The 23,537-nt window shown below is 66.4% G+C and carries 25 protein-coding genes; 7 read left to right on the top strand and 18 right to left on the bottom strand.

Annotated features, from left to right (window positions below; translation table 11 throughout):
• Nucleotides 1–15 precede the first annotated feature (15 nt).
• From flhA to RT123_RS07785, 10 genes are all read right to left on the bottom strand, one after another.
• Nucleotides 16–2,115 carry a flagellar biosynthesis protein FlhA gene (gene flhA / locus RT123_RS07830; RefSeq protein WP_313008647.1) on the bottom strand — a complete coding sequence of 700 codons (2,100 nt, stop codon included), beginning with the start codon at nt 2,113–2,115 and terminating at the stop codon, nt 16–18.
• 10 nt (nt 2,116–2,125) lie between these two features.
• The gene (gene bla, locus RT123_RS07825) at nt 2,126–3,031 is read right to left on the bottom strand and encodes a class A beta-lactamase (RefSeq protein ID WP_313008623.1); all 906 of its coding nucleotides are present in this window, start codon (nt 3,029–3,031) and stop codon (nt 2,126–2,128) included.
• A gap of 4 nt (nt 3,032–3,035) precedes the next feature.
• Nucleotides 3,036–4,448 carry a sigma-54 dependent transcriptional regulator gene (locus RT123_RS07820; protein ID WP_313008622.1) on the bottom strand — a complete coding sequence of 471 codons (1,413 nt, stop codon included), beginning with the start codon at nt 4,446–4,448 and terminating at the stop codon, nt 3,036–3,038.
• Nucleotides 4,449–4,484: 36 nt separating this feature from the next.
• Nucleotides 4,485–4,817: a flagellar motor switch protein FliN gene (gene fliN, locus RT123_RS07815; RefSeq protein WP_313008621.1), complete on the bottom strand. Its 333-nt coding sequence runs from the start codon at nt 4,815–4,817 to the stop codon at nt 4,485–4,487.
• The gene (locus RT123_RS07810; protein WP_313008620.1) at nt 4,817–5,479 is read right to left on the bottom strand and encodes a flagellar assembly protein FlbE; all 663 of its coding nucleotides are present in this window, start codon (nt 5,477–5,479) and stop codon (nt 4,817–4,819) included. The genes fliN and RT123_RS07810 overlap by 1 nt, the downstream gene beginning before the upstream one ends.
• Before the next feature lies 1 nt (nt 5,480).
• Entirely contained in the window at nt 5,481–6,515 is a 1,035-nt protein-coding gene (gene fliG, locus RT123_RS07805; protein WP_039246914.1) for a flagellar motor switch protein FliG, read from the bottom strand.
• Complete coding sequence (gene fliF, locus RT123_RS07800; protein WP_066552295.1) at nt 6,515–8,155, bottom strand: flagellar basal-body MS-ring/collar protein FliF; 1,641 nt, start codon at nt 8,153–8,155, stop codon at nt 6,515–6,517. Before fliF ends, fliG begins: the two co-directional genes overlap by 1 nt.
• An 88-nt stretch (nt 8,156–8,243) precedes the next feature.
• Nucleotides 8,244–9,263: an alpha/beta fold hydrolase gene (locus RT123_RS07795; RefSeq protein WP_313008618.1), complete on the bottom strand. Its 1,020-nt coding sequence runs from the start codon at nt 9,261–9,263 to the stop codon at nt 8,244–8,246.
• Nucleotides 9,264–9,285: 22 nt separating this feature from the next.
• A complete protein-coding gene (locus RT123_RS07790; RefSeq protein WP_306002093.1) occupies nt 9,286–9,927 on the bottom strand; it encodes a uracil-DNA glycosylase family protein in 642 nt (213 codons plus the stop codon).
• The gene (locus tag RT123_RS07785) at nt 9,917–10,219 is read right to left on the bottom strand and encodes a DUF3253 domain-containing protein (protein ID WP_017504494.1); all 303 of its coding nucleotides are present in this window, start codon (nt 10,217–10,219) and stop codon (nt 9,917–9,919) included. Before RT123_RS07785 ends, RT123_RS07790 begins: the two co-directional genes overlap by 11 nt.
• 47 nt (nt 10,220–10,266) lie before the next feature.
• On the opposite strand from RT123_RS07785, the gene RT123_RS07780 reads away from it, so the two are divergent.
• Entirely contained in the window at nt 10,267–10,698 is a 432-nt protein-coding gene (locus RT123_RS07780; RefSeq protein ID WP_039246907.1) for a PaaI family thioesterase, read from the top strand.
• Between the two features lie 7 nt (nt 10,699–10,705).
• On the opposite strand, the gene RT123_RS07775 is transcribed toward RT123_RS07780, so the two are convergent.
• Both RT123_RS07775 and RT123_RS07770 read right to left on the bottom strand, forming a co-directional pair.
• Nucleotides 10,706–11,977: a NupC/NupG family nucleoside CNT transporter gene (locus RT123_RS07775; protein WP_039247069.1), complete on the bottom strand. Its 1,272-nt coding sequence runs from the start codon at nt 11,975–11,977 to the stop codon at nt 10,706–10,708.
• 133 nt (nt 11,978–12,110) lie between these two features.
• The gene (locus RT123_RS07770) at nt 12,111–12,989 is read right to left on the bottom strand and encodes a branched-chain amino acid aminotransferase (RefSeq protein ID WP_045810405.1); all 879 of its coding nucleotides are present in this window, start codon (nt 12,987–12,989) and stop codon (nt 12,111–12,113) included.
• A gap of 88 nt (nt 12,990–13,077) precedes the next feature.
• Here RT123_RS07770 and RT123_RS07765 point away from each other — a divergent pair, with 88 nt between their 5' ends.
• From RT123_RS07765 to RT123_RS07755, 3 genes are all read left to right on the top strand, one after another.
• The gene (locus tag RT123_RS07765) at nt 13,078–13,809 is read left to right on the top strand and encodes a response regulator (protein ID WP_369814635.1); all 732 of its coding nucleotides are present in this window, start codon (nt 13,078–13,080) and stop codon (nt 13,807–13,809) included.
• Nucleotides 13,810–13,813: 4 nt separating this feature from the next.
• The gene (locus RT123_RS07760; protein WP_313008617.1) at nt 13,814–15,181 is read left to right on the top strand and encodes an ATP-binding protein; all 1,368 of its coding nucleotides are present in this window, start codon (nt 13,814–13,816) and stop codon (nt 15,179–15,181) included.
• An 85-nt stretch (nt 15,182–15,266) separates the two neighbouring features.
• Nucleotides 15,267–15,743, top strand: a complete 477-nt coding sequence (locus RT123_RS07755; RefSeq protein WP_210416166.1) for a hypothetical protein — start codon at nt 15,267–15,269, stop codon at nt 15,741–15,743.
• Here the strand turns inward: RT123_RS07755 and RT123_RS07750 are convergent.
• From RT123_RS07750 to RT123_RS07740, 3 genes are all read right to left on the bottom strand, one after another.
• A complete protein-coding gene (locus RT123_RS07750; RefSeq protein WP_313008616.1) occupies nt 15,719–16,531 on the bottom strand; it encodes a pyrroline-5-carboxylate reductase dimerization domain-containing protein in 813 nt (270 codons plus the stop codon). The two genes, RT123_RS07755 and RT123_RS07750, sit on opposite strands and share 25 nt — an antisense overlap.
• A gap of 17 nt (nt 16,532–16,548) precedes the next feature.
• Entirely contained in the window at nt 16,549–17,052 is a 504-nt protein-coding gene (locus RT123_RS07745) for a YbjN domain-containing protein (RefSeq protein WP_017504503.1), read from the bottom strand.
• 73 nt (nt 17,053–17,125) lie between these two features.
• A complete protein-coding gene (locus RT123_RS07740; RefSeq protein WP_017504504.1) occupies nt 17,126–17,413 on the bottom strand; it encodes an accessory factor UbiK family protein in 288 nt (95 codons plus the stop codon).
• Nucleotides 17,414–17,586: 173 nt separating this feature from the next.
• On the opposite strand from RT123_RS07740, the gene lgt reads away from it, so the two are divergent.
• Genes lgt through pgeF form a run of 3 tightly spaced genes read left to right on the top strand, consistent with a single transcriptional unit; the run spans nt 17,587 to nt 20,328 of the window.
• A complete protein-coding gene (lgt, locus tag RT123_RS07735; protein WP_039246902.1) occupies nt 17,587–18,462 on the top strand; it encodes a prolipoprotein diacylglyceryl transferase in 876 nt (291 codons plus the stop codon).
• Entirely contained in the window at nt 18,459–19,544 is a 1,086-nt protein-coding gene (locus RT123_RS07730) for an SAM-dependent methyltransferase (protein ID WP_313008615.1), read from the top strand. Before lgt ends, RT123_RS07730 begins: the two co-directional genes overlap by 4 nt.
• A 13-nt stretch (nt 19,545–19,557) precedes the next feature.
• Nucleotides 19,558–20,328 carry a peptidoglycan editing factor PgeF gene (pgeF, locus tag RT123_RS07725; protein WP_313008614.1) on the top strand — a complete coding sequence of 257 codons (771 nt, stop codon included), beginning with the start codon at nt 19,558–19,560 and terminating at the stop codon, nt 20,326–20,328.
• Here pgeF and lpxC read toward each other — a convergent pair.
• From lpxC to RT123_RS07710, 3 genes are all read right to left on the bottom strand, one after another.
• The gene (gene lpxC, locus RT123_RS07720; protein ID WP_313008613.1) at nt 20,325–21,224 is read right to left on the bottom strand and encodes a UDP-3-O-acyl-N-acetylglucosamine deacetylase; all 900 of its coding nucleotides are present in this window, start codon (nt 21,222–21,224) and stop codon (nt 20,325–20,327) included. The genes pgeF and lpxC overlap by 4 nt on opposite strands.
• A 186-nt stretch (nt 21,225–21,410) precedes the next feature.
• Entirely contained in the window at nt 21,411–22,997 is a 1,587-nt protein-coding gene (ftsZ, locus tag RT123_RS07715; protein ID WP_055803793.1) for a cell division protein FtsZ, read from the bottom strand.
• Nucleotides 22,998–23,228: 231 nt separating this feature from the next.
• Nucleotides 23,229–23,537 (bottom strand): TonB-dependent receptor (locus RT123_RS07710; RefSeq protein WP_313008612.1); only part of this gene is annotated, 309 nt, incomplete at its 5' end.

Raw genomic sequence — 23,537 nt, 5'->3', positions numbered from 1 at the left:
GCCAAGTCGGCGGGATCAGACCTGGCCAAGGGTCCGCAACCGGGCCTTGGGATGAATCTCGTTCTGGCTCATCACGACGGTCTGGCCGCGGAAGCGTTCGATGATCGATCGCACATAGGGCCGCGTCATCGGCCCGGTCAGCAGCACCGGGTTCTCGCCCGTCATGGCGATCCGCTCGAAGGTGTCGCGCACGGCGCGGATGAAGTCCTGAAGGCGCGACGGCGCCATCGCCAGCTGCTTGTCCTCGCCATTGCCGATCAGGCTTTCGGCGAAGGCGTTTTCCCATTCCGGCGACAGGGTGACGATGGGCAGGGCACCCTCGCCGTCCTTGTTCTGCCAGCACAGTTGGCGGCCCAGGCGCGCACGAACGTGTTCGACCAGGGTGGTGACGCTGGAACTGTGCGGCGCCGCCTCGGCCAAACCTTCCAGGATCGCCGGCAGGTCGCGGATCGACACCTTCTCGCGCAGAAGCGACTGCAGCACCCGCTGCAGCGTCGTGACGGTGACCACGCTGGGCACCAGTTCCTCGACCAGCTTCTTCTCCTCGGCGCCCAGTTCCTTCAGCAGCTTCTGCACCTCCGCATAGGACAGCAGATCGGCCATATTGTCTTTCAGGATCTCGGTCAGATGGGTCGTCAGGACCGTAGACGGATCGACCAGGGTGTAGCCCCGGAACGTCGCCTCCTCGCGCAGACCTTCCTCGATCCAGGTCGCCGGCAGGCCGAAAGCCGGTTCGCGCATATGCTCACCCGGCAGTTCCACCTGACGCCCCGCCGGATCCATCGCCATCAGGTGGCCCAGCCGCACTTCGCCCGCGCCCGTCTCCATCTCCTTGATGCGGATGGCGTAGCCTTGGGTCGGCAGGCGCATGTTGTCGAGGATGCGCACCTGGGGAATGACGAAACCGTATTCTTGGGCCAGCGACCGCCGCAGAGCGCGAATCTGATCGGTCAGGCGGCGTCCTTCAAGATCGTTGATCAGGCTGAGAAGCGAGTAGCCGAGTTCAATCTTCACCTCGTCGATGGTGAGGACGTTGGCGATCGGCTCTTCGACGTCTTCCTTGGGTTGTGCGGCCGCTGCCGCCGCCGCAATCTCCGCCTCTGTCGGCTGAGGCTTCAAGCGATTGCGGCCCAGCCGCCAAGCCATGAAGCCCGAGCCGATGGCCAGGGCCGCGAACGGGATCAGCGGCATCCCCGGGATCAGACCGATCAGACCGGCGGCGCCCGAAACCACGCCCAGCGACACGGGATTGGTCGCCAACTGGGTGACCATGGCCTTGTCCGCCGTGCCTTCGACGCCCGCCTTGGACACCAGGAAGCCAGCGGCGATCGAGATGATGATAGCCGGCACCTGCGTCACCAGACCATCGCCGATGGTCAGCTGGACATAGGTGTTGGCGGCCTCCATCGCCGGCATGCCGTGTTGCAGCGTGCCGATCAGTATGCCGCCGATGGCGTTGATGAAGGTGATGATCAGCCCGGCGACGGCGTCGCCGCGCACGAACTTGGAGGCGCCGTCCATGGCGCCGAAGAAGGTCGATTCCTGCTCCAACTCCTTGCGGCGCAGCTTGGCCTGGTCCTCGGTGATCAGGCCCGACGAAAGATCGGCGTCGATGGCCATCTGCTTGCCCGGCATGGAGTCCAGGGTGAAGCGGGCGGACACTTCGGCGATCCGGGTCGAGCCCTTGGTGATGACGACGAAGTTCACCACCAGAATGATCGCAAAGATGATCACCCCGATGATGAAGTTGCCGCCCATCATCAACTGACCGAAGGCGTTGATGACCTGACCCGCCGCATCGTGACCTTCCTGGCCGTGGGTCAGGATCAGACGCGTGGAGGCCAGGTTCAGACCGAGACGGAACAGGGTCGAGACCAGCAGCACCGTCGGAAAGATGGCGAAATCCAGCGGCCGCTTCATCATCACGGCGGTCATCAGGATCAGCGCGCTGGACACCAGCGAAAAGGCCAGCAGCAGATCCAGCAGGAACTTGGGCACCGGCAAGATCAGCAGCATGATCACGCCGATCACGCCGACCGCCATCAGCACTTCGCCGCGGTTGACCCAGCCCAGGACGTCGCGGCCCGTCGGGCGCGCCATGCCGTCCTTCATCATCACCGGCGTATCAGTCACGGCCCAACGCCTTCAGCGCGCGACGCGTCGCCTCAGCGATCACGGCCGCATTAGCGTCGTCCGATGTCGCCCGGGCAGCGTGGTAATAGGCGGCGACGATCACAGGTTGGCCGTTCGGCGGATACAGCAGGCCGATGTCATTGGTCGGCCCATAGCCCCCCGTTCCCGTCTTGTGCGCCACCCGCCAATCCGCAGGCGTCCCAGCCCTAAGACGATTCTGCCCCGTGGGCGTATCGGTCATCCACTGCAGCAACAGGTCGCGCGACGCCGCGGTCAGCGGCGAGGCCGGATCCAGAAAAAGACGCCGGAGATTGGCCACCGACTGGTTGGGAAGGATGGTGTCCTTGTCGCCGTCCAGACGATTCATCTCCGGCTCGAAACGGTCCGAGCGGGTGCTGTCGTCGCCGATGCTTCGATAGAAGGTCTGCATCGCCGAAGGGCCACCCATGGCCTTCAGCAACAGATTGGCGGCGGGGTTGTCGCTGACCTCCACCGCGCCCTTCATCAACTGCTCGACCGTCAGGCTGGAGCCAACGGCGGGCTCGGTGATCGGAGCGTGGTTGATCATATCCGCCGCAGCGATGGGGATACGGCGATCCAGTCGCTCCTGCCCGGCCTGCACCAGCAACAGGGTCGCGGCGGACAGATACATCTTGAAGGTCGAGCAATAGACGAAGCGTTCGTCGCCGCGCCAAACCAGCTTACGCCCTGTCGCCGCGTCCTGAACGACGAAGCCGAGACGGCCGTCATTGCGCGCTTCCAGGTCGGACAGGTCAATAACCTCGTCTGACAGACGGGCGGGCGCGGCAGGGCGTGACTCCGCGCGCGGCGAACAGCCGACCGCGCCCAAGGCGGCCAGTCCCGTCAGGACGCGTCGGCGCTCCACGGGTGCCCGCATAGGTTCAGGCCGCGTAGCCCGAGGCGGAGACGCCGCTCATCGGCACCGGAATAGCCGTGCCCTCATCGGCGTATTCGTTCAGCTTGTTGCGCAGGGTGCGGATCGAGATGCCCAGGATGTTGGCCGCGTGGGTGCGGTTGCCCAGGCAGTGGGTCAGGGTGTCCAGAATCAGCGTCTTTTCCATCGCCGCCACGGTCTGACCCACGAAGCTGCGGGTCACGGCGTCGGCCGCCTGGGCGGCGCGCGCGGCCACCCCGGCTTGCGGCGCCTCATAGGCCTGTCCCGCCATCATGCCCGCGCCCATGCCGCCCAGCGGCTGACCGTCCGGCAGGCGGATGGCGTCGACGTCGATCTCGGGGCCGGTGGCCAGCAGCACAGCGCGGTGCATGGCGTTTTCCAGCTCGCGGACGTTGCCCGGCCAGCGATGGGCCGAAATGGCCTGACGCGCGGCGGCCGAGATCGGACGCACCGGCACGCCGTTGGCGGCGGCGTATTTCTTGATGAAGTGGTCGGCCAGAACCACGATGTCGCCGGGCCGCTCGCGCAAGGACGGCAGGCGCAGGTTCACCACGTTCAGGCGATACAGCAGGTCCTCGCGGAAGGTGCCTTCCGCCACGGCCTTGGCCAGATCGCGGTTCGAGGTGGCGATGATGCGGATGTTGACCGAAACCGGCTTGGAGCCGCCGACGCGGTCGATGACGCGCTCCTGGATGGCGCGCAGCAGCTTGGCCTGGAGCCGGGCGTCCATCTCGGAGATTTCGTCCAGCAGAAGCGTGCCGCCGTCGGCCTCTTCGAACTTGCCGATGCGGCGCGCGACCGCGCCGGTGAAGGCGCCCTTCTCGTGGCCGAACAGTTCGGATTCCAGCAGATTGTCGGGAATGGCGGCGCAATTGACGCTGATGAACGGGCGCTCGGACCGGCGTGAATGCTCGTGGAGATACCGCGCCATCACCTCCTTGCCGACGCCGCTTTCGCCGGTGATCAGGATTGAGGCTTCCGAGCGCGCGACCTGGTCGGCCAGTTGCAGCACAGCCTTCATCGAGGGGTCGGCCGAGATCATCGGCTTTTCGTCGTCGGCGACGGCCGACAGGACGGCGGCGATCAGTTCGGCGTCGGGCGGAAGCGGAATGAATTCCTTGGCGCCGGCCTTGATGGCGGCGGCCGCCTCTCGCGCATCGGCGTCGACGCCGAAGGCCACGACCGGAATGGTGATCCGCTCGGCCTCGTTGGCGGCGATCAGGGCGGCGATGTCCAGCTGATAGTCGACCATCAGCAAGTCGGCGCCCTGCCCCCGGCGCAGTTGTTCGGTCGCCTGGTCGGCGCGCTCGACGTGATTGACCTTGGCGCCGTGCGCCATGGCCATCTTCACCGCCGAAGCGAGCTGGCCGCTCAGTCTGCCTACCACCAGAAGACGCATCGTTCTTCTCCTCTAATCTCTAAAGCCGGTCGCCAATCAGGTGCCCGAATCCTCGGTCTTGATGATTTCCGTCATGGTCACGCCCAGCCGGTCGTCGACGACGACAACCTCGCCGCGCGCGATCAGGCGGTTGTTGACGAAGATGTCGATCGCCTCGCCGACCTTGCGGTCCAGCTCCAGCACCGAGCCCTTGTTCAGCTTCAGCAGTTGGGCCACCGACATGTGCGATTTGCCCAGAACGGCCGAGATGTTGACCGGCACGTCAAAGACGGTCGCCAGGTCGGCGGCGCTCTTTTCGCCGCTGTCGTCCAGGGGCGGCAGGCCCGAAAGGCCGGAGAATTCCTCCAGCGCCAGGTCGTCGGATGCCATCAGAACATGCTCCTGTCGACGGGAAGGGTTTCGGCGTGTCCGGCCTCGGCGGCCAGGGCGGCGGTCAGGGCCTCAGCGACGCGGTCGGCCGAGCCTTGCGGATCGTGATCAGCGCGCCCGTCGGCCCATTCCAGCTGGAAGGCGGCCTGGGCCATGCCCGGTTCATCGCGGAAGGCGACCACGCCGGTGAATCCGCTGTCGGCGCAGGCGCGCTCGATCAGGCCGCGCGCCTCGTCATCCAGGCCCGAGGCGCGAACGACTAGACGCGGCGAGGCGTCGATTTCCTGCGCCAACAGTTCCAAAGCGGCTTTCAGCGGCGCACGCGGAAACTGGTCCAGAGCGGCCCAAGCGATGGTGCGCGCAGCAGCGAGGGCCAGGTCAGCGGCCTGTTCGCGGTGCGCCTGGGCCACAGCCTTCAGGGTCGGCATGGCCGATGCGACGGCCTGGGCGATATTGCTCAGGGCCATGGCGCGGATGTTCTCGACCTCGGCGAGGGCCTGTTCGCGCGCTTCCAGACGCCCTTGCGCGACCAGGGCCTCGACCTCGGCCGGCAGATAGGAGCGCTTGGCCGGCGTCCAGGCGCCGGGGCGCACGACCGTGCCGTCCGCGTCGAACTCGGTGTCGAAGGCGAAAAGGCGCCGGATCTCAGGGGACTGGGTCATGTCAGTAGATCAACTCGTCGTCGGCGCCCTGACCGGCCAGCATGATGTCGCCCTTGGCGGCCAGATCCTTGGCGACCTGGACCATGGCCATCTGGGCGGCGTCCACGTCCTTCAGACGCACCGGACCCATCGACTCCATGTCTTCGCGCATGATCTTGGACGCGCGTTCGGACATGTTGGAGAAGAACATCTCGCGCAGTCCTTCGGACGCGCCCTTCATCGCCAGGCCCAGCGAATCCTTGTCCACGGCGCGCAGCAAGGTCTGCACCCCGCCCGGATCCAGCTTGGACAGATCCTCGAAGACGAACATCAGGGCGCGGATGCGTTCGGCCGATTCACGATTGCGCTCTTCCAGGGCGCCGATGAAGCGGGCCTCAGTCTGGCGGTCGAAGCTGTTGAAGATGTCGGCCATCATCTCGTGGCTGTCGCGCTTGGAGGTGCGCGCCAGGTTCGACATGAACTCGGTGCGCAGCGTCGCCTCGATCTTGTCAAGTATCTCGCGCTGGACGGGCTCCATGCGCAGCATCCGCTGGACGCATTCCAGGGCGAAGTCTTCCGGTAGGCTGGTCAGGACGCGGGCGGCGTGGTCCGAGCGCACCTTTGACAGGATGACGGCGACGGTCTGGGGGTATTCGTTCTTCAGATAGTTGGCGAGAACGGCCTCGTTCACATTGCCCAGCTTGTCCCACATGGTGCGACCAGCCGGACCTCGGATCTCCTCCATCAGGCCGTCGACGCGATCCTTGGGCAGGAAGGCGGCCAGCAGCTTTTGCGTCTGCTCGTAGCTGCCCATGACCGAGCCCGAACCGGACAAGCCCGAGACGAACTCGATCATCAGAGCCTCGACGGCCTCGGCGCTGACGTTGCCCAAGGTCGCCATGGCCTGTGAGATTTCCTTGACCTCGTCGTCGTCCAGCCGCTCCCACAGGGCGGTGTGCTCTTCGCCCAGCGCCAGCAGGATGACGGCGGCCTTCTCCGGCCCCGACAGCTTGTTGGGATCGTCGATCGAGGCTTTCTTGTTGACCAGCTTCGCCATTAGCCTTCGGCCACCCAGGTCCGCAGGATGCCGGCCGCATCATCGGGATGCGACTGAACGAAGTCGGCGACCTTCTTGACCGACGACGCCTTCACCTGACCCTCGATGCGAGCGATGTCGATCTTCTGTTCCATCTCGCTGGGCGCCGGCAGCTGAACCAGCTGAGGCTGGCCGTCCGGGCCGATCACCGTGGTCGCCACGGTCGTGACCGGCACGCCGTTGGCGCCCGCCAGCGCCGGCAGATTGGCCCCGCCACCGGCGGCCGTCTTCAGCAGAGGACGCAGCACGAAGAAGATCAGCAGCAAGGCGACGACCGTCAGAATGCCCAGCTCGACGAAACGCATGATGTCGTTCTTGGAGAAGTCCAGCAGCGACGACTTTCCGTCCAGACCGCCCTCAATGCCCGTGTCGTGGTTGAAGCGGACGTTGATCACTTCGATCTTGTCGCCGCGTGTCTCGTCGATGCCGGCGGCGGCGGCGACCAGCGACTTGATCTGGGCGATCTCCTCGGCCGTGCGCGGCGCATAGGTCGGCTCGCCCTTGCCGTCCTTGGCCGGCGTCCACTTGCCGTCGACCGCGACGGCGACGGCCAGCTTCTTGACCTCGCCCGGCTCCTTGGTCGTGGTCGTGGTGGTCTTGGAGATTTCGTAGTTGGTCGTCTCGGCGTTTTCCGAGTTGGTCGAACCGGCCGGCGTGGCACCGGGCGCCGCCCCGCCAGGGATGTTGTTCGTCGCAGTCACGCCGCCGTCGGGCTGGGCGCTGTTGTCTGCGGATTGCGAGCCGTTGGTCGTGGTCGAGCGGACGACCTGACCATCGGGATCGAACTTTTCTTCCTGTGTCGTGGCGCGGCTCTGGTCGATGTCGGCCGTGACCTGAACGCGAGCAGCGCCCGCGCCGACGACGCCTTCGACGATATCCTTGATGCGCGCTTGAAGCTGGCTCTCGGTATTGCCCTTGGCCTCGGCGGCAGAGGCTGAGGTGAAGGTTCCGTCGTCGCTGCCGGCCGCCAGGGTGCGGTTGGTCTGGTCCGCCACTGTGACGCGGTCGGGCTTCAGGTTCGGCACGGATGAGGCCACCAGATTGCGGATCGCCCGCACCTGATCGCTGGTCAGGTCACGCCCTCCCAGGCCCACCAGCACGGCGGCGGTCGGTTCGCCGGCGGCCGAGGTGAACATCTCGCGGCGCGGCATGGTGATGTGAACGCGGGCGGCGGTGATGCCGCGCATGGACATGATGGTGCGCGACAGTTCGCCCTGCAGGGCGCGCTGCTCGTTCAGCTGCTGCTGGAACTCGGTCTGGCCCAGCACCGACTGGGTGTCGAACAGCTCGTAGCCGACCGATCCGGACGTGACCAAGCCCTTACCCGCGACCAGCATACGGGCGGTGCCGACCTCGTCGCGGTTGACCATGATGGTCGAGCCGTCGCCCTTGGACGAATATTTGATGCCGGCCTGATCCAGGGCGGCGCTGATCTCGCTGGCCTCGCGCAGATCCAGGTTGGAATAGAGAAGCGCGTCCGGCGCCTGGCCCATGCGCAGCATGACGGCGACCAGCACGGCGGCCACGCCTGCGGCGACGCCGAGGACCGCAGCCAGACGGCCGATCCCGAACTTCTGCAACGCCGCTGTGAAGCCGCCCACGCGTCCCCGCCCCCTACTCGCGGGAGACACGAACGCCCCGCTAGGCAGAAAATGCCGCCTGGATGGTAAACGTCGCGTTAAGACCCGCTTAAGGGCGCGCCCCACCCGCCTGAAGCTGCGGCAAAACCGCCGGCGCACCGGACGGCAGGGGGGCTGTCGGATCTCTCAGCCACGAGACCACATCGCGATAGACGATCTCGGCGTCCAGATCGCGGTTCAGCAGATGCCAGCCGTTCGGATACCATGCGGTCCGCAGCGTCCCGCCCTCCCGCTCGGCCCGCTCCAGCGCCAACTTCATCGGCCCCTTCTTCACCACCTCGTCGTGGGCGCCGTACATCAGGATGGCGTCGCCCCGGATGCGGCCCAGGCTGCGCGACGAGGCCTCCATCAGATCGACCAGCCCATAGACCGTGTCGAACCGGGTCGCGAGGATGCTCATCGGATCGCGCCCGTTGCGGATCAACTCCAGCGTATTCGACGAGGCGTGGATGTCGCGGGTGATGAACTCTGGCGGTTCCAGCGCCACGTCGCCCAACGCCCGCGCTGCGATGTTCAGCGCCGTGCTGTTCAATGGTCCTTGCGTCGACCAGCCCCAGACGCCGGGCGCCAGCAGCACGATCCGGTCCGCATCCGGCGGATTGTCGGAGCCGAACGCCGCCGCCGTCACCGACCCTCCCATACTCTCGCCCACCACAGCGATGACGGCATTGGGATAGCGGGCCCGCGCCATCGCGGTGATCTCGCGCAGATCATCCGTCATCCGCTGCTGCCCTGCCCATTCGCCCCGCCCCAGCGCCCCGCCGAAGCCACGCTGGTCGTAGGACCAGGTCTCGATCCCCTGCTCGGCCCACCAGGGGCCGGCCAGACGGAAGCTGGCGTCGTGATCGTTCATCCCATGCAAGGCCACGATCACCGCCCAAGGCGCCCCATCCTTTGGCCCCCAGTGCAGATACGGCAGGCGCGCGCCGTCCGACATGACCAGCGCCCGATCCTCGACATGGGCGCCGACAAAGCCCGGCGGCGGCGTCAACGGCGGCTGAATGTGGGGTGCGGCGCAGGCCGACAGAATGAGCGCGGCGGTCAGCGGCATAAGTCTGGAGGCGATCAAGGCCATGTGTCCCAAGCAGCGCTCACGATACCACCGGCACGTCCTTCTCGCTGGAGCGAACGGCCGCCGGATTTGCAGAAGTCAGAATGCGCCGAACGCGTTCCCGCAGATAGGGAAGCACCTCCGCCTCAAACCACGGATTCTTCTTCAGCCAGGCCGTATTGCGCCAAGACGGATGCGGCAACACCAGCAGATCCGGCGCATACTCCCGCCACGCTCGGACCGTTTCGGTCATGGTCCGCTTGGCCTTATCGCCCAGCGCCCAAGCCTGGGCATAGCCGCCGACCAGCAGGGTCAGTTCCATCTGCGGCAGGGCGTCCAGCAACTGCGGTCGCCACAGTTCCGCACAGCGTGTCGGCGGCGGATAGTCGCCGCCTTTCGGCGCGGTGCCCGGATAGCAGAAGGCCTGGGCCGCCACCCCGATGCGCGGGTCGGCGTAGAAGGTCTCATAGTCCACGCCCATCCAGTCACGAAGACGATCGCCTGAGGGATCCGTGAACGGCAGGCCGCTCTCGTGGACGCGTCGTCCCGGCGCCTGGCCGCAGATCAGCAGCCGCGTCTCGGGAAAGACCCGCACTACCGGGCGCGGCGTGTGCGGCAGGACGCCCGCGCAGGCGCGGCAGGCGCGGATGTCGCTCAGGATCTCGTCGAGATCAGTCGTCATCGCCCTCGACGACCGGCGGACGGCGGCTCAGCGCCAGGGCCGTTTCTTCCTCGGTCGCCTGGCGCAGGCGCGTGACGCCGCGGAAATTGTCCGGATCGACCGCCTTGCCCTTCTTGGTGATGGTCAGCTTGCCCTGGCGCATCAGGCCCAAAGCGGTCGCGCGGACCTTGGGCAGCATGCGCTGCCACTGCTCGGGCTGTAGCTCTTTGGCCACTTCCGCGGGCTCAATGCTCTTGCCGGGCTCAAGCGCGGCGATTTTGTTCAGGATTGCGGTTTCGATCGGGTCGCTCATTGCGCCTATATGCTGCAACGCACGCCCATAAGTAAGGCCGAGTCTGCATGCCCAAGAAAATCACCATCACCGAGGGCGAGTTCGCCGGCTGGCAGACCTACGATCTGCACGACACATTCGACACGGTGGTCGGCCCCTTCTACGGCAAGCCGGATCCCGACGGGCACATGCGCTGCGCCTTCCGCGCCGAGCAGAAGCATATGAACGCAGGCGGGCGGATGCACGGCGGCTGCCTGATGACCTTCGCCGACATCGCCATGTTCCAGATCGCCTATCAGGAGATGGAGGGCGCCTCGGGCGTCACGGTCCAGCTGGACTCCACCTTCATCGACGGCGGCTATGTCGGCGAACTGATCGAGGCCACCGGCCAGGTCACCAAGGCCGGCAAGAGCCTGATCTTCGTGCGGGGCCAGATCAATACCGGCGAGCGCCTGCTGATGACCTTCTCCGGCGTCATCCGCAAGTTCACGCCGCGCTGAGCGTGTCCTAGCCGAAGACAACGCTGGGCATCGCGCCGACGATGGCCGCGGTCATCAAGGTGGCCAAAAAGCCGGCGAAGAGGCCCTTCCAGACCATGCCCAGCACCTCCTCGCGGCGTTCTGGCATCAGGACCGACAGGCCGGTGACGGTGATGCCGACCGAGCCGATGTTGGCGAAGCCGCACAGGGCGTAGGTCATCAGCATCCGCGTGCGCTCGGTCATCTCTGCAGCCGGCACCTTGCCCAGGTCGATAAAGGCGACGAACTCGGTCAGGGTCAGTTTGACGCCCAGCAGCCAGCCGGCGACATCGGCGTCCTTCCACTCGACCCCGATCAGCCAAGCGACCGGCGCGAAGATCCAGCCCAGCATCCGCTCGACGGTCAGGGGCGCATCGAACACGACGAACCCGCCCAGCATGACGTTGACCAGGGCGACCAAGGCCACGAACACGATCAGCACGGCCGAGATATTCAGCACCACCATCAGGCCGTCGGACGTCCCTTTGACGATGGCGTCGATGGCGCTGTCGTATTTCAGGGCCGAGTCATAGTCTGCGACCGCGCCGCCCATCCCCTCTTTCTCGGGGATGATGATCCGGGCCAGCAGCACGCCGGCCGGCGCCGACACGATCGAGGCCACCAGCACGTGCCCCGCCGCATTCGGCAGCACCGGCGACAGGATCGTCGCATAGGCCACCATGGTCGAACCGGCGACCGTCGCCAGGCCCACCACCATCATCAGGAAGATCTCGGAACGCGTCAGCTTGTCCAGATAGGCGCGGATCACGATCGGGCTTTCGATCATGCCCAGGAAGATGTTGGCCGCGACCGCCAGGGCCGACGCGCCGCCCAGACCCATCGTCTTCTGGAACAGGAAGCCGAAGCCCAGCGTGATCCACTTCAGGATCTTCCAATGCCACAGCAGGGCCGACAGGGCGGAAATCACCAGGATCAGCGGCAGAACCTGGAAGGCGAAGGTGAAAAGCGCGCCCTGGTTCGAGACCGTATAGGGCTGGTCCCCGCCGGCCAGATAGCCGAAGACGAACTTGGTCCCCTCGGTCGTGGCGACCGCCAGACCGTCCACCGCGCCCGTCACCGCCGCCAGCACCGCCTGCGAGCCCGGAATGGCGAACAGGGCCAGCACCAGCCCCGCCTGCACCAGGATCGCGCCGATGGTCAGCCGCCAGGGGAAGGCCTTGCGGTTCTCCGAGATCGCCCAGCAGACCGCGACGATGACGACCAGACCCAGAAGGCTCTGGAGGTTCAGGAGGCTGAACATGGAAAACGATCCCCGCACCCGGCGCGCCTGCCGGTCTGTATTCGCTTCAAGGACAAAGTGACGCGGCTGGCAAGCGAAACGAAAAAGGGCGGCCCATTAAGGGACCGCCCTCCTCCTGTCGTCGCGCCTCGGCTTACAGTTGGCCGCGCACCAGCTTGCCGTAGTGATCCATCAGATCCAGCGACAGGGCGCCGGGGGTGAAGCGGTATTCGCCCACCTCGGCGACCGGGGTCACCTCAACGGCCGTGCCGGTCAGGAAGCATTCGGTGAAGTCTGACAGCTCTTCCGGCTTGATCTCGCGCACCACAACCTCGATGCCTTTCTCGCGGGCGATCTCGATCACGGTCTGGCGGGTGATGCCGTCCAGAATGTGCTCGACATTCGGCGTGTGGATGACGCCGTCCTTGACGAAGAAGACGTTGGCGCCGGTCGCCTCGGCGACATAGCCGCGCCAGTCCAACATCAGGGCGTCGGCGAAACCGCGGCGCTCGGCGGCGTTCTTGGACATGGTGCAGATCATGTACAGACCCGCCGCCTTGGCCGTCGTCGGGGCCGTCGCCGGATCGGGACGACGCCACTTGGACCATTCCAAACGCAGGCCGCGCGCCTTGACCTCGGGGTCGAAATAGCTGGGCCAGTCCCACACGGCGATGGCCAGGTGAACCTTGTTGTTCAGGGCCGAAACGCTGGTCTGTTCCGGGCCCAGGTAGGCGACGGGACGCACATAGCAGTCCGTCAGACCGTTCTTGGCGCAGGTTTCCTTACAGAAGGCGTCGATTTCAGCGACGCTGTAGGGTATCTCGAAATCGAGCAGGTTGGCGGACCGCTTCAGGCGCTCGGAATGTTGCGTCAGCTTGAAGATTTCGCCGCCGTACATACGCTCACCCTCAAAGACCGACGAGCCATAGTGAAGGGCATGGGTCAGAACGTGCGTTTTCGCTTCCCTCCAGGGGACGAAATCGCCATTCACCCAGATGAAGCCGTCACGATCGTCGAAAGGAACGAAGGCCATTGAAATACGTCTCCCGCGAAACTGACGGTCTTAGAGCCGCACGAATCGCTCAGGTCAACGCCGCAAGCGGGGGAAACGTCGCATGAGCATGACGGAATCGCGTTCGCATGGCCGCTCAGGCCCCATCGCCGGCCCCGGCGTCGGCCGCCATCTGCTGATTGTCGACGACGACGATCGCATCCGTGAACTGCTGAAGGAATTCCTAGCGCGCGAAGGCTATCGCGTGACGGGCGCCGCGCACGCGGCGGCCGCCAAGCGGATGATGGAGCTGATCGAGTTCGACCTGGTCGTGCTGGACGTCATGATGCCGGGCGAAAGCGGCCTGGACCTGACCAGCTGGGTCCGCAACAAGGCCGAATTGTCCAAGACGCCGGTCCTGCTGCTGACGGCGCGCGGCGATCCCGAGGACCGCATCGAGGGCCTGTCGCGCGGCGCCGACGACTACATGTCCAAGCCGTTCGAACCGCGCGAACTGGTGCTCCGCATCGACGCCATCCTGCGTCGCACCGGCGGCAAGCCGATCGGTCCCAAGGAAATCAAGCTGGGCACCGCCGTTTTCGACATGGAACGGCTGGAGTTGAGCCGTGACGGCGCGCCCCAGCGTCTGACCGAGGCCGAGGCCCAGTTGCTCAAGACCCTGGCGCTTCATGCCCATGCTCCGGTCGAGCGGATGAGCCTGTCGCCCGACACCGCCGACATCACCGGCCGCGCCGTGGACGTCCAGGTGACGCGCCTGCGCCGCAAGCTGGAGGTCGATCCCAAGAACCCGCGCTATCTCCAGACCGTGCGCGGCGTCGGCTATATGCTGGCTCCCGACTGAGCCGATGCGGCTTCTGCCCGCCTATCTGTGGCCGCGATTCCTTAAGCGGCGCCTGCCGACCTCGCTGTGGGGCCGGTCGCTGCTGATCATCGTCCTGCCGGTGCTGGTGATGCAGATGGCGGTGACCTGGGTCTTCTTCGACGCCCACTGGCAGACGGTGACCGCGCGCCTGTCCGAAGGCCTGGCCGGCGACATCGCCTGGGCCGTCGAAAGCTATGAGGACGACCCCAGCCCGGCGAACCTGGACAAGCTGGCCAATCGCGCCGAACGGTCCATGTCCCTGTCCATCGTGCTTCAGGACGGGCGCACCCTTCCGACGGAAGAACGCCGCGGCGCCATCGGCGTGGTGGACCGTGTGCTGGACAAGGCCCTGGATGCGCGTCTGGACCGCCCCTACTGGTTCGACACCACCCGCTATCCCGCCTACGTCGACATCCAGGTGCAGGAGCCGCAAGGGGTGCTGCGCATCATCGCTCCGCGCGAGCGCGCGGTGGCCACGCAGGCTCACATCTTCGTCCTGTGGCTGGCGGTGGCGACCGTCCTGCTGATGGGGGTCGCCATCCTGTTCATCCGCAATCAGGTCCGCGCCATCGAGCGTCTGGCCGACGCGGCCGAAGCCTTCGGGCGTGGCGAGACCGTGCCCCGGTTCAAGCCGCACGGCGCGCGTGAGGTCCGCGCCGCCGCCGTGGCCTTTATGGCCATGCGCGACCGCATCCAGCGCCACATCGATCAACGCACCGCCCTGCTCGCCTCGGTCAGCCACGACCTGCGCACCCCCTTGACCCGTCTGCGTCTCGAACTGGCTCTGGCTCCACCCTTCAAGCGCCAGTCCGCCATGCGGGGCGACCTGGACGAGATGGAACATATGATCGACGAATACCTCGACTTCGCCCGTGGCGAGGCGGGCGAACCGCCGAAGCCTGTCTCGATCTCCGACCTGCTGAAGGCGGCCGGCGAAGATGCGAAACGCGCCGGCGCCGAGGTCGAGGTGGTGGTCGCCGAGGGCCTGACCGCCTCGGTTCGCCCCCTCGCCTTCAAGCGCGCCCTGGTGAACCTGGCCGGCAATGCCGCATCCCACGGCGAGCACGTGCGCCTGTCGGTCCGCGCCTTGGCGTCAGGCGGGCTGGAGATCATCGTCGAGGACGACGGACCCGGCATTCCCGAAGCCATGTATGACGAGGCCTTCCGGCCCTTCTCGCGCCTGGACGAGTCCCGCAATCAGAACCGCAAGGGCGTCGGTCTGGGCCTCGCCATCGCGCGCGATGTGGCGCGCGGCCACGGCGGCGACGTCACCCTGGATCGCAGCGAACTGGGCGGGTTGAAAGCGACGATCCGCATCCCCGGCGCGGTCACCGTCGCCGAGTCCGCCTAAGGCTTTGAACCTTTCGTCAGCAGGGTCTGGCGAAACGACGCTGCAAGGGTCATCTTGAAGGCGACAGGGCTTGGAGATGATTTCGATGCGTAAACTCGCCTTCTTTGCACCGCTGGCCGCGACCGTCGCCGTCGCCGCCATGGCTCAGGCTCAAGCGCCGACGGTGAACGTCACGGTCGGGCCGCAGCTTCAGCGCGAGGTCGAAAAGCTCGGCGACCGCGAGGTCAATGAACAGATCGCCGGCCTTCAGGCCGAAGTCGGCAAGGCCTTGGCCCAGCGTTATCCGGGCGCCACCGCCAATCTGGTGCTGGTTGATCTGAAGCCGAACCGGCCGACGTTCGAACAGGTCCGTCAGACGCCCGGCCTCGACCCGATCCGCAGCGTGTCCGTCGGCGGCGCGGCCATCAAGGGCGAGATCGTGATGGCGGACGGCGTGACGCGGCCCGTGGACTATTCCTACTTCACGCCCAGCATCAACGACGTCTGGGGCTACAGCGTCTGGCGTGACGCCAACCGCGCGTTCGAGCGTTTCGGCGATCAGATCGAGCGCGGACGCTTCTGAGCGCCCATCTCGCGGTTGCGTCTGACCGCCGCCGCGACCGTCTCGTCCAGCATCGCCGTGAGGCGGCCGTCCTTCGCCATGGCGTCGAGCCCGGCGCGGGTCGAGCCGCCGGGCGAGGCGATGCGCCCGATCAGGGCCTCCAGCGTGTCGTCGCCCATGGAGTCGGCTGCGGACCTCAGGGTCGCGCGCGCCAGCACATCCGCCGTCGCTGCATCCAGACCCGCCGCCTCCCCGGCCCGCGCCAGCGCGTCGGTGAAGGCGTAGAAATAGGCTGCGCCCGATCCGGCCACCGCCGTCGCCGCATCCATCAGCGCCTCGTCGGCCAGCACGACCGTCTCGGCCATCGGCTCGAACAACGCGCGCCCGACGTCCTCGGCGCGCGAATCCGCCGACCAGACCGAGGCCACGCCGCGACCGCGCGACACGCCGGTTGTCGGCATCACTCGCACGATGGGCCAGCCTCCCAGGCCTTCGGCCAAGGTCGGCGCCGTCACGCCCGCCATCACCGACAGGATGACGGCCCGGTCGTTCAGGAACGGCGCCAGCGGAGCCATCACCTCGCGCCACATGGCCGGTTTCACCGCCAGCACAATGACCGCCGCCTCGGTCAAAGCCTCCAGCGGCGGATTGATCCGCGCGCCCTTGGCCCGCGCCGTTTCGGCAGCCGGCTTTTCCGACGGGCTGAGAATGATCAGGTCGGACGCCGCCACCGTTCCGGTCTGCAGCCAGCCTTCCAGAATGGCGGAGCCCAGTCGGCCGCAGCCGACCAGGACGACGGGATCCGCCACGGATTCCGCGCTTGGCATCAGGCGGTGCCGACGGTCTCGAACAGGCAGGCGTCGATCGCCTCCTGCGGCTTCTTGTTTCCGCGCACCATGAAGTCGAAGGCGGGATAGTAGCGATCCGAAGCCTCAATGGCCGCGTCGATCATCGACGCCGCCTGGGCCAGGGTCGGGCGCTCGCCCATCGGCAAGGCCAGCGAATGGCGGAAGACGATCTCCCCGTCCTCGGCCCAGACCTCGAAATGACCCATCCAGGTGCGCTGGTTGATCAGACCGACCAGCTCATAGGCCGCCGTCTTGCGGCTCTTGGCCACCTTCAGATCCAGCGCGCAACACAGCTGAAGACAGTCGCCCTCGGGACGCCAGGCGAACCACAGTTCATAGTCCTTCCAGTCTCCGGCCAGAGCAAAGGCCAGGTCGCCATCGTCGGTGCGGTCGAAGGGAAGATTCTCGGCCGTGAGCACATGCTCGACGACCTCAAGCGGGTCGAAGGGCACGTCCACTTCCTCGGGCCGGGCGATGTCCATCAAGTGTCTTTCACGCTGCGTCCGCGAGAATCGCGGGCGTTAACAGAACGGTAAGCCTGTTCGCAGATTCGGCTCAACCGGCTGCGTCCCCGGGTTGAGTTCCATCTGTGGACGTTCCCTTCACGGGCTTTGCAGCCGGCTTTTGGGCGGCCTTCAGCTCTGCGATCTCGGCCCGCAGAGCCGCGATCTCGTCCTTCAGAACATCAAACTCGTCGCGACGGACCAGGTCCATTTCGGCGGCGATCCGGTCGGCCTGGGCGCGCCAGGCGGTCTTGGCCTCTTCGCCTGCGGCTTGGGCCAGGCCCATGGCGCCGGTCGTCAGCTTGGCGAACTCGTCCAGAATGGGATTGCGGGTCTGCATGGCGGCTCCGACCTCAACGTCGTTAACGAAGGTTCACCGACTATGGTGAACGAAACCTTTCTTTCTGCTGCTTCGCGGGCGCCATCAAGGCGTCGTGATGCGTCTTCACAGGCGACGACGGCGGCGACGCTTGCTAAACCGCTGTCAAAGACAGTCCCGCACAGGAACGCCCCTTGCCCTTTCCCGAATTCGATCCGGTCCTGATCCACCTCGGACCGCTTCCGATCCGCTGGTACGCGCTGGCCTATGTCGCCGGCATCGTGCTGGGCTGGTGGTACGCCGCGCGCCTGGCCAAGACTCAAAGGCTGTGGGCGCCCGGCAAGCCGCCTGTCACCACGACGCAACTGGACGACCTGGTGCTGTGGATCGTGCTAGGCATCATCTTGGGCGGCCGCTTGGGCTACGCCCTCTTCTACAAGCCGGCCATGTACGGCCAGCTGTTCACCGGCCAGACGCTGGGCGAGCGGTTCGAACTGTTCCAGCTGTGGACCGGCGGCATGAGCTTCCACGGCGGCTTCCTGGGCGTCTGCCTGGCCATCGTCCTGTATGCCCGGTCGCAGAAGATCGACATGCTGCGCCTCGGCGATCTGGTCGCGCCCGTCGTGCCGATCGGCCTGATGTTCGGCCGCCTGGCCAACTTCATCAATGGCGAGCTGTGGGGCCGCGAGACGACCGTCCCCTGGGCCGTGCGCTTCTGCAACGCCCGCATCGAACAGATGTACGGCTTCTGCCCCGCGGGCGATGCGCCCCGCCACCCCAGCCAGCTCTATGAGGCGGGTCTTGAGGGGATCGTCCTCTTCTCCGTCCTTTCCATTGCCATCTGGAAGTTCGGCCTGCTGAAGAAGCCCGGCTATATCACCGGCCTGTTCCTGGTCGGTTATGGCGTCTGCCGCGCGGCGCTGGAGAATGTGCGCGAGCCGGATATCGGCATGCCAGATTTCCCGTTCGGCCTGACCATGGGAATGATGCTGTCGATCCCGATGATCTTGGTCGGCGCCTGGCTGATCTGGCGGGCGTGGAAGCGTCCGCCGGCTGCCGCTGAGGCATGAGCGAGACAGAAACCCTCAAGGCCCGTCTGGCGCGCGAGATCGCGCTGACGGGTCCGATGACGGTCGCCGACTACGTGACCTGCTGCCTGCACGATCCCAAGGGCGGCTACTATGCGGCGCGTCCGGACTTGGGTGCGCGTGGCGACTTCATCACCGCCCCTTTGGTCAGCCAGATGTTCGGCGAACTGATCGGCCTGTGGGCGGTCGAAACCTGGAACCGGCTGGGCGCGCCCGAGCGGTTCCGCCTGGTCGAGGTCGGCCCCGGCGACGGCACGTTGATGAGCGACGCCTTACGCGCCGCCCGCCTGGTCCCGGGCTTTCTTGAAGCCTGCGATCTGATCCTGATCGAACCCAGCGCCCCCTTGCGCGATCTCCAGGCCAAGGCCCTGGCCGGCGCCGACCCGTCGCCGCGCTGGGTCCGCAGCCTGACGGCGATCGAGACCGACGCCCCTGTCATCCTGATTGCCAACGAAGTGTTGGACTGCATGCCCGCCCGTCAGTTCGTCCGCACCGACGGCGGCTGGGCCGAGCGCCGCATCGGCGTCACAGACGACGGCGATCTGATCTTCGGCCTGACCGCCATTTCCGGCGGTTTTCAGAAGCCGGACTTCGACATCGCGCCAGGCGGCATTCTGGAAATTTCGGATCAGCAGGCGGTCTTCGGCCGCGACCTCGGCCTGTTGATGAAAGCCGCCTCGGGCGCCGCTGTGCTGATCGACTATGGCCGCGCCCGCCCCGAAGCCGGCGACACGCTCCAGGCCCTGCGTCGTCACCAGAAGGTGGATCCCCTCGCCACGCCCGGCGAAGCCGACCTGACCCAGTGGGCCGACTTCCCCTTGGTGCTGGAAGCTGCGGTGCGAACCGGCGCCGACGTCACCGGCAGCCTGCCCCAGGGCGAGTTCCTACGCCGGCTGGGCATCGAGGCCCGCGCCGAGGCGCTGAAAGCCGGCCGGCCCGCCGCCTCCGGCGTCATTGCGCGCCAGCTGGATCGGCTGACCGGCGACGACCAGATGGGAACCCTGTTCAAGGCCGCCGCCATCTTCGCCCCCCGATCCCTGGTCGTGCCCGGCTGGGACGCCTGATATAGGTGGGGGCATGAGCGACCTGTCTCCCATCACCCACCCGCTTCTGACCGCCGCCGGCATCGCCCACGGCTTCTTCACGCGTGCGGGCGGCGTCTCGACCGGCATCTATGAAGGGTTGAACGCTGGCGTCGGCTCCAAGGACGAACCGGCCGCCGTCGCCGAAAACCGCCGGCGCGTCGCGGCCCATTTCAATGCCGACGCCAATCATCTGAACGGCTGCTACCAGATCCATTCCGCCGTGGCGCGTGTGGCCGAAGGTCCCTGGCATGGCGACCGGCCGGAAGGCGACGCCGTCGTCTCGGCCGAGCCGGGCCTGTTGTGTTCAGTCCTGACCGCCGACTGCGCGCCGATCCTGATGGCCGATCCCGAGACCCGCATCGTCGCTGCCGTCCACGCCGGCTGGAAGGGCGCGCTGGGCGGCGTCATCCACTCCGCCGTTTCCGCCATGCAGGCCCTGGGCGCCGAGCCTCGGCGGGTGGTCGCCGTCGTCGGCCCCTGCATCGCGCCCGCCAGCTATGAGGTCGGCGTCGATTTCGAAGATCGCTTCACCCACCACGATCCTGGCAGCGACCGCTTCTTCCACCCCGGAGAATCCGACGACAAACGCCAGTTCGACCTGCCCGGCTTTGTCCTGTGGCGGTTGCAGCAGGCCGGGGTCGGCCAGGCCGTCTGGACCGGCCACGACACCTGCGCGGACGCAGAGCGGTTCTATTCGAACCGCCGCGCCTTTCAGCACGGCGAGCCGGACTTCGGTCGATTGATTGCGGTGATCGGGGCTTAGCCCGCGCGCGCCAGCTCCGGCACGCGGGTCACTTCACGCCAGGCGTGCGGGGCGGCCAACAGGGCGCGGACCAGCTTGTTGTTCAGGGCGTGACCGGCCTTGTAGCCTTCGTAGCGACCCAGCAGCGGCGCGCCCAGGACATACAGGTCGCCGATGGCGTCCAGCGCCTTGTGACGGACGAACTCGCGTTCCATGCGCAGGCCGCCGGGATTCAAAATCTCGTCGCCGTCGATGACTACGGCGTTCTCCAGCGAGCCGCCCCGCGCCAGACCCGCCTTGCGCAACGCCTCGACCTCATGGGCGAAACCGAAGGTGCGGCAGGCCATGATCTCCTTGCGGAAGTTCGGTTCGTCCACGACGAAGTCGATCACTTGATTGCCGATCACGGCCGACGGGAAGTCGATCTCGAACCGCATCTCGTAGCGGTCGCACGGCATCAGGGCCGCATGCTTGTCACCCTCGACGACATGGACCGTTTCCAGGATCTCGATATAGCGCTGCGGCGTCGGCTGCGGTCGGAAACCGGCCCGATCCAGCAGCTTCACGAACTCCAGCGCCGAACCATCCAGGATCGGCAGCTCCGGTCCGTCCACCTCGACCACGGCGTTCGACACGCCCAGGGCGGCGAAAGCGGCCATCAAATGCTCGATCGTCGACAGGCGAACACCCGCGCCGTTCTCGATCATGGTGTTCAGGCGGGCGTCAACCACGGCCTCGCCTGACACCGGAATGCGGTTGTCGCGGTCGGTGATGTCAGTGCGCACGAAGACGATGCCCGTGCCCGATGGCGCAGGCCGAACCGCCAGCCGCACCCGGCGGCCGGTGTGCACCCCGACCCCGGCGATGATGGCCGGGGCGACGATGGTGCGTTCGTGATGGTCGCTTCTGACCGACAAACCTGAACTCGCTCTTTCCTTTGCGCGCCGCACGCCGTGCGGATTGCGCCCTGCGTTTCATCTAGCGGTCATGCCGCAAGCGCGAAATCAAAGTCCGGTTTCGGATTGTTTCGGTCTGAGACACATCCGAGAACGAGAAACGCCCCGGAGGCGGGCTCCGGGGCGTTTCATCGTCATTTGGGACGTTTAGTTGGCCAGACGGCGGAGAAAGGATGGGATTTCCAGGTCGTCATCGGCCTGTCCCGCCTCCGGTTCTTGATGTTGGACCGGTTGAGCCGAAGAGCGCGCCTGATGCGACGATTGCGGCGCATAGGACATGTCGTGCTGAGGCTGGGTGCGCTTGCCGCGACCAAACAGGCTCCAGCCGCTGCGGCGGTGGTCACGGTCGTCGTAACCATCGTCGGCCTGAGGCTGCTGGGCCGCAGGCGCGGCGCGCTCATAGAGATCGCCTTGCGGCGCGACGCGCGGGGCCGGCGCGCGGGTTTCATATTCCTCGACCCAAGGATCAACGATGGGGTCCAGAGCGCGCGGCTGCGGCTCGGCGACGCGGATCACCGGCTCGGGGCGCGGTTCCGGTTCGCGAGCGGCAGGAGCCTGAAAGGTCGGCACAACCGGCGCCGCCTCGATGCGGGGCTCAGGCGCGCGCGGGGCTTCTGCGCGGACCGGCTCGCGGTAGGCGTCGCGGGTCGGTTCCGGGGCGCGCGAGGCTTGCGTGCCATACAGACCCCCAGCCGAGCGGCGCGCGTCATGACCAGCCAGCGGCGCGCTGGCGGCCGGCGGCGCGATGGGTTCAATGCGACGCACTTCGCCCTCGTCCATGCCGGTCGCGACGACCGAGACGCGGATCTTCCCGTCCAGGGCCGGGTCGAAGGCCGCGCCGAAGATGATGTTGGCGTCGCCGTCCACTTCCGCGCTGATGGCGTTGGCGGCTTCGTCGACTTCCAGCAGGGTCATGTCCAGACCGCCGGTGATGTTCACCAGCACGGCCTTGGCGCCCTTCAGACTGGTCTCGTCCAGCAGCGGGTTGGCGATGGCGTTCTGGGCCGCCAGCAGGGCGCGGTCGTCGCCCGTGGCCTCGCCCGTGCCCATCATCGCCTTGCCCATCTCGGACATGACGGCGCGCACGTCGGCGAAGTCCAGGTTGATCAGGCCCGGCAGGATCATCAGGTCGGTGATCGAGCGCACGCCCGAGTGCAGGACCTGATCGGCCATGCCGAAGGCGTCGGCGAAGGTCGTGCGCTCATTGGCGACGCGGAACAGGTTTTGGTTCGGAATGACGATCAGGGTGTCGACATAGCGTTGCAGCTCAGCGACGCCCGCGTCGGCCAGACGCATGCGATGACGGCCTTCGAAGGTGAAGGGCTTGGTTACGACGCCGACGGTCAGGATGCCGCGATCCCGCGCGCATTTGGCGATGACAGGGGCCGCGCCGGTGCCGGTGCCGCCGCCCATGCCGCAGGTGATGAAGACCATGTGTGCACCTTCCAGGTGCTGATGGATTTCGTCGGCGGATTCCTCGGCGGCGTTCATGCCGACTTCGGGGTGGGCGCCGGCGCCCAGGCCTTGGGTGATGGTCTCGCCCAGTTGGATGCGGCGATCGGTCTTAGCGAAGCTGAGGTGCTGCGCGTCGGTGTTGGCCACGACGAACTCGACCCCTTCGAGGCCAGCGTCGATCATATTGTTCACGGCGTTGCCGCCGGCGCCGCCGACGCCGAACACGACGATGCGGGGCTTCAGTTCAGTGTGTTGCGGCTTGACCAATGAGAGCGACATTTTCTGTTTCCGACCTGCTGACCCGCCCCTTCAAACCAACCGACCGCCCCGCCGAATCGCTTTGGTTATGAGCGCGTTAAGGATTGCGCCCATGAAGGTTAAGAGAAGGTTACGGCGATAAGGTGAGTCGGACCGAAGAACACCCCAAACCGGAAGCGTTGCTGGAGTTTTCCTGTCGACAACGACAAAGGGCGGCTCTTTTGAGCCGCCCTTTCCGCATTCATCCCAGTCTTACCAGGGACGGTAGTTCAGGCTGATCGAGTAACGACGTCCGTAAGGATCGAAGTTGGAGTAGAGCGTAGCGCCCAGCCAACGCGCCTGTTCGGAGTCGAAGGCGTTCTGCACCGTGCCGGTGAGCGTCAGATCATCACGAACCTGATAACGGACCGAGAAGTCGTTCCGCATGAAGTTCTTGGTGTCCAGATATTCGGCAGGACGCGAGTCTGCGTTCTGCACGAAATCACGACGCTGAACGATGTCCTGAGCGGTTTGCCAATCGGCGACCCAGGTCACACGCAGGGGTTCGAACGGCGTTTGCCA

This window comes from Brevundimonas vesicularis (assembly GCF_032067225.1).
Classification (GTDB): domain Bacteria; phylum Pseudomonadota; class Alphaproteobacteria; order Caulobacterales; family Caulobacteraceae; genus Brevundimonas; species Brevundimonas vesicularis_F.
The sequence above is the reverse complement of the archived record's forward strand: the minus strand, read 5'-3'. Positions and strand labels throughout refer to the sequence as shown.

Coding starts and splice junctions, on each gene's coding strand:
- RT123_RS07760 (WP_313008617.1), top strand. CDS start 13,814: ATGCGGCTTCTGCCCGCCTATCTGTGGCCGCGATTCCTTAAGCGGCGC.
- ftsZ (WP_055803793.1), bottom strand. CDS start 22,997: ATGTCGCTCTCATTGGTCAAGCCGCAACACACTGAACTGAAGCCCCGC.
- RT123_RS07775 (WP_039247069.1), bottom strand. CDS start 11,977: ATGTTCAGCCTCCTGAACCTCCAGAGCCTTCTGGGTCTGGTCGTCATC.
- RT123_RS07810 (WP_313008620.1), bottom strand. CDS start 5,479: ATGACCCAGTCCCCTGAGATCCGGCGCCTTTTCGCCTTCGACACCGAG.
- RT123_RS07745 (WP_017504503.1), bottom strand. CDS start 17,052: ATGGACATCGCCCGGCCCGAGGAAGTGGACGTGCCCTTCGACCCGCTT.
- RT123_RS07820 (WP_313008622.1), bottom strand. CDS start 4,448: ATGCGTCTTCTGGTGGTAGGCAGACTGAGCGGCCAGCTCGCTTCGGCG.
- fliN (WP_313008621.1), bottom strand. CDS start 4,817: ATGGCATCCGACGACCTGGCGCTGGAGGAATTCTCCGGCCTTTCGGGC.
- RT123_RS07765 (WP_369814635.1), top strand. CDS start 13,078: ATGACGGAATCGCGTTCGCATGGCCGCTCAGGCCCCATCGCCGGCCCC.
- RT123_RS07755 (WP_210416166.1), top strand. CDS start 15,267: ATGCGTAAACTCGCCTTCTTTGCACCGCTGGCCGCGACCGTCGCCGTC.
- RT123_RS07730 (WP_313008615.1), top strand. CDS start 18,459: ATGAGCGAGACAGAAACCCTCAAGGCCCGTCTGGCGCGCGAGATCGCG.
- RT123_RS07770 (WP_045810405.1), bottom strand. CDS start 12,989: ATGGCCTTCGTTCCTTTCGACGATCGTGACGGCTTCATCTGGGTGAAT.
- RT123_RS07740 (WP_017504504.1), bottom strand. CDS start 17,413: ATGCAGACCCGCAATCCCATTCTGGACGAGTTCGCCAAGCTGACGACC.
- pgeF (WP_313008614.1), top strand. CDS start 19,558: ATGAGCGACCTGTCTCCCATCACCCACCCGCTTCTGACCGCCGCCGGC.
- RT123_RS07780 (WP_039246907.1), top strand. CDS start 10,267: ATGCCCAAGAAAATCACCATCACCGAGGGCGAGTTCGCCGGCTGGCAG.
- RT123_RS07785 (WP_017504494.1), bottom strand. CDS start 10,219: ATGAGCGACCCGATCGAAACCGCAATCCTGAACAAAATCGCCGCGCTT.
- RT123_RS07790 (WP_306002093.1), bottom strand. CDS start 9,927: ATGACGACTGATCTCGACGAGATCCTGAGCGACATCCGCGCCTGCCGC.
- flhA (WP_313008647.1), bottom strand. CDS start 2,115: ATGATGAAGGACGGCATGGCGCGCCCGACGGGCCGCGACGTCCTGGGC.
- fliG (WP_039246914.1), bottom strand. CDS start 6,515: ATGGCGAAGCTGGTCAACAAGAAAGCCTCGATCGACGATCCCAACAAG.
- bla (WP_313008623.1), bottom strand. CDS start 3,031: ATGCGGGCACCCGTGGAGCGCCGACGCGTCCTGACGGGACTGGCCGCC.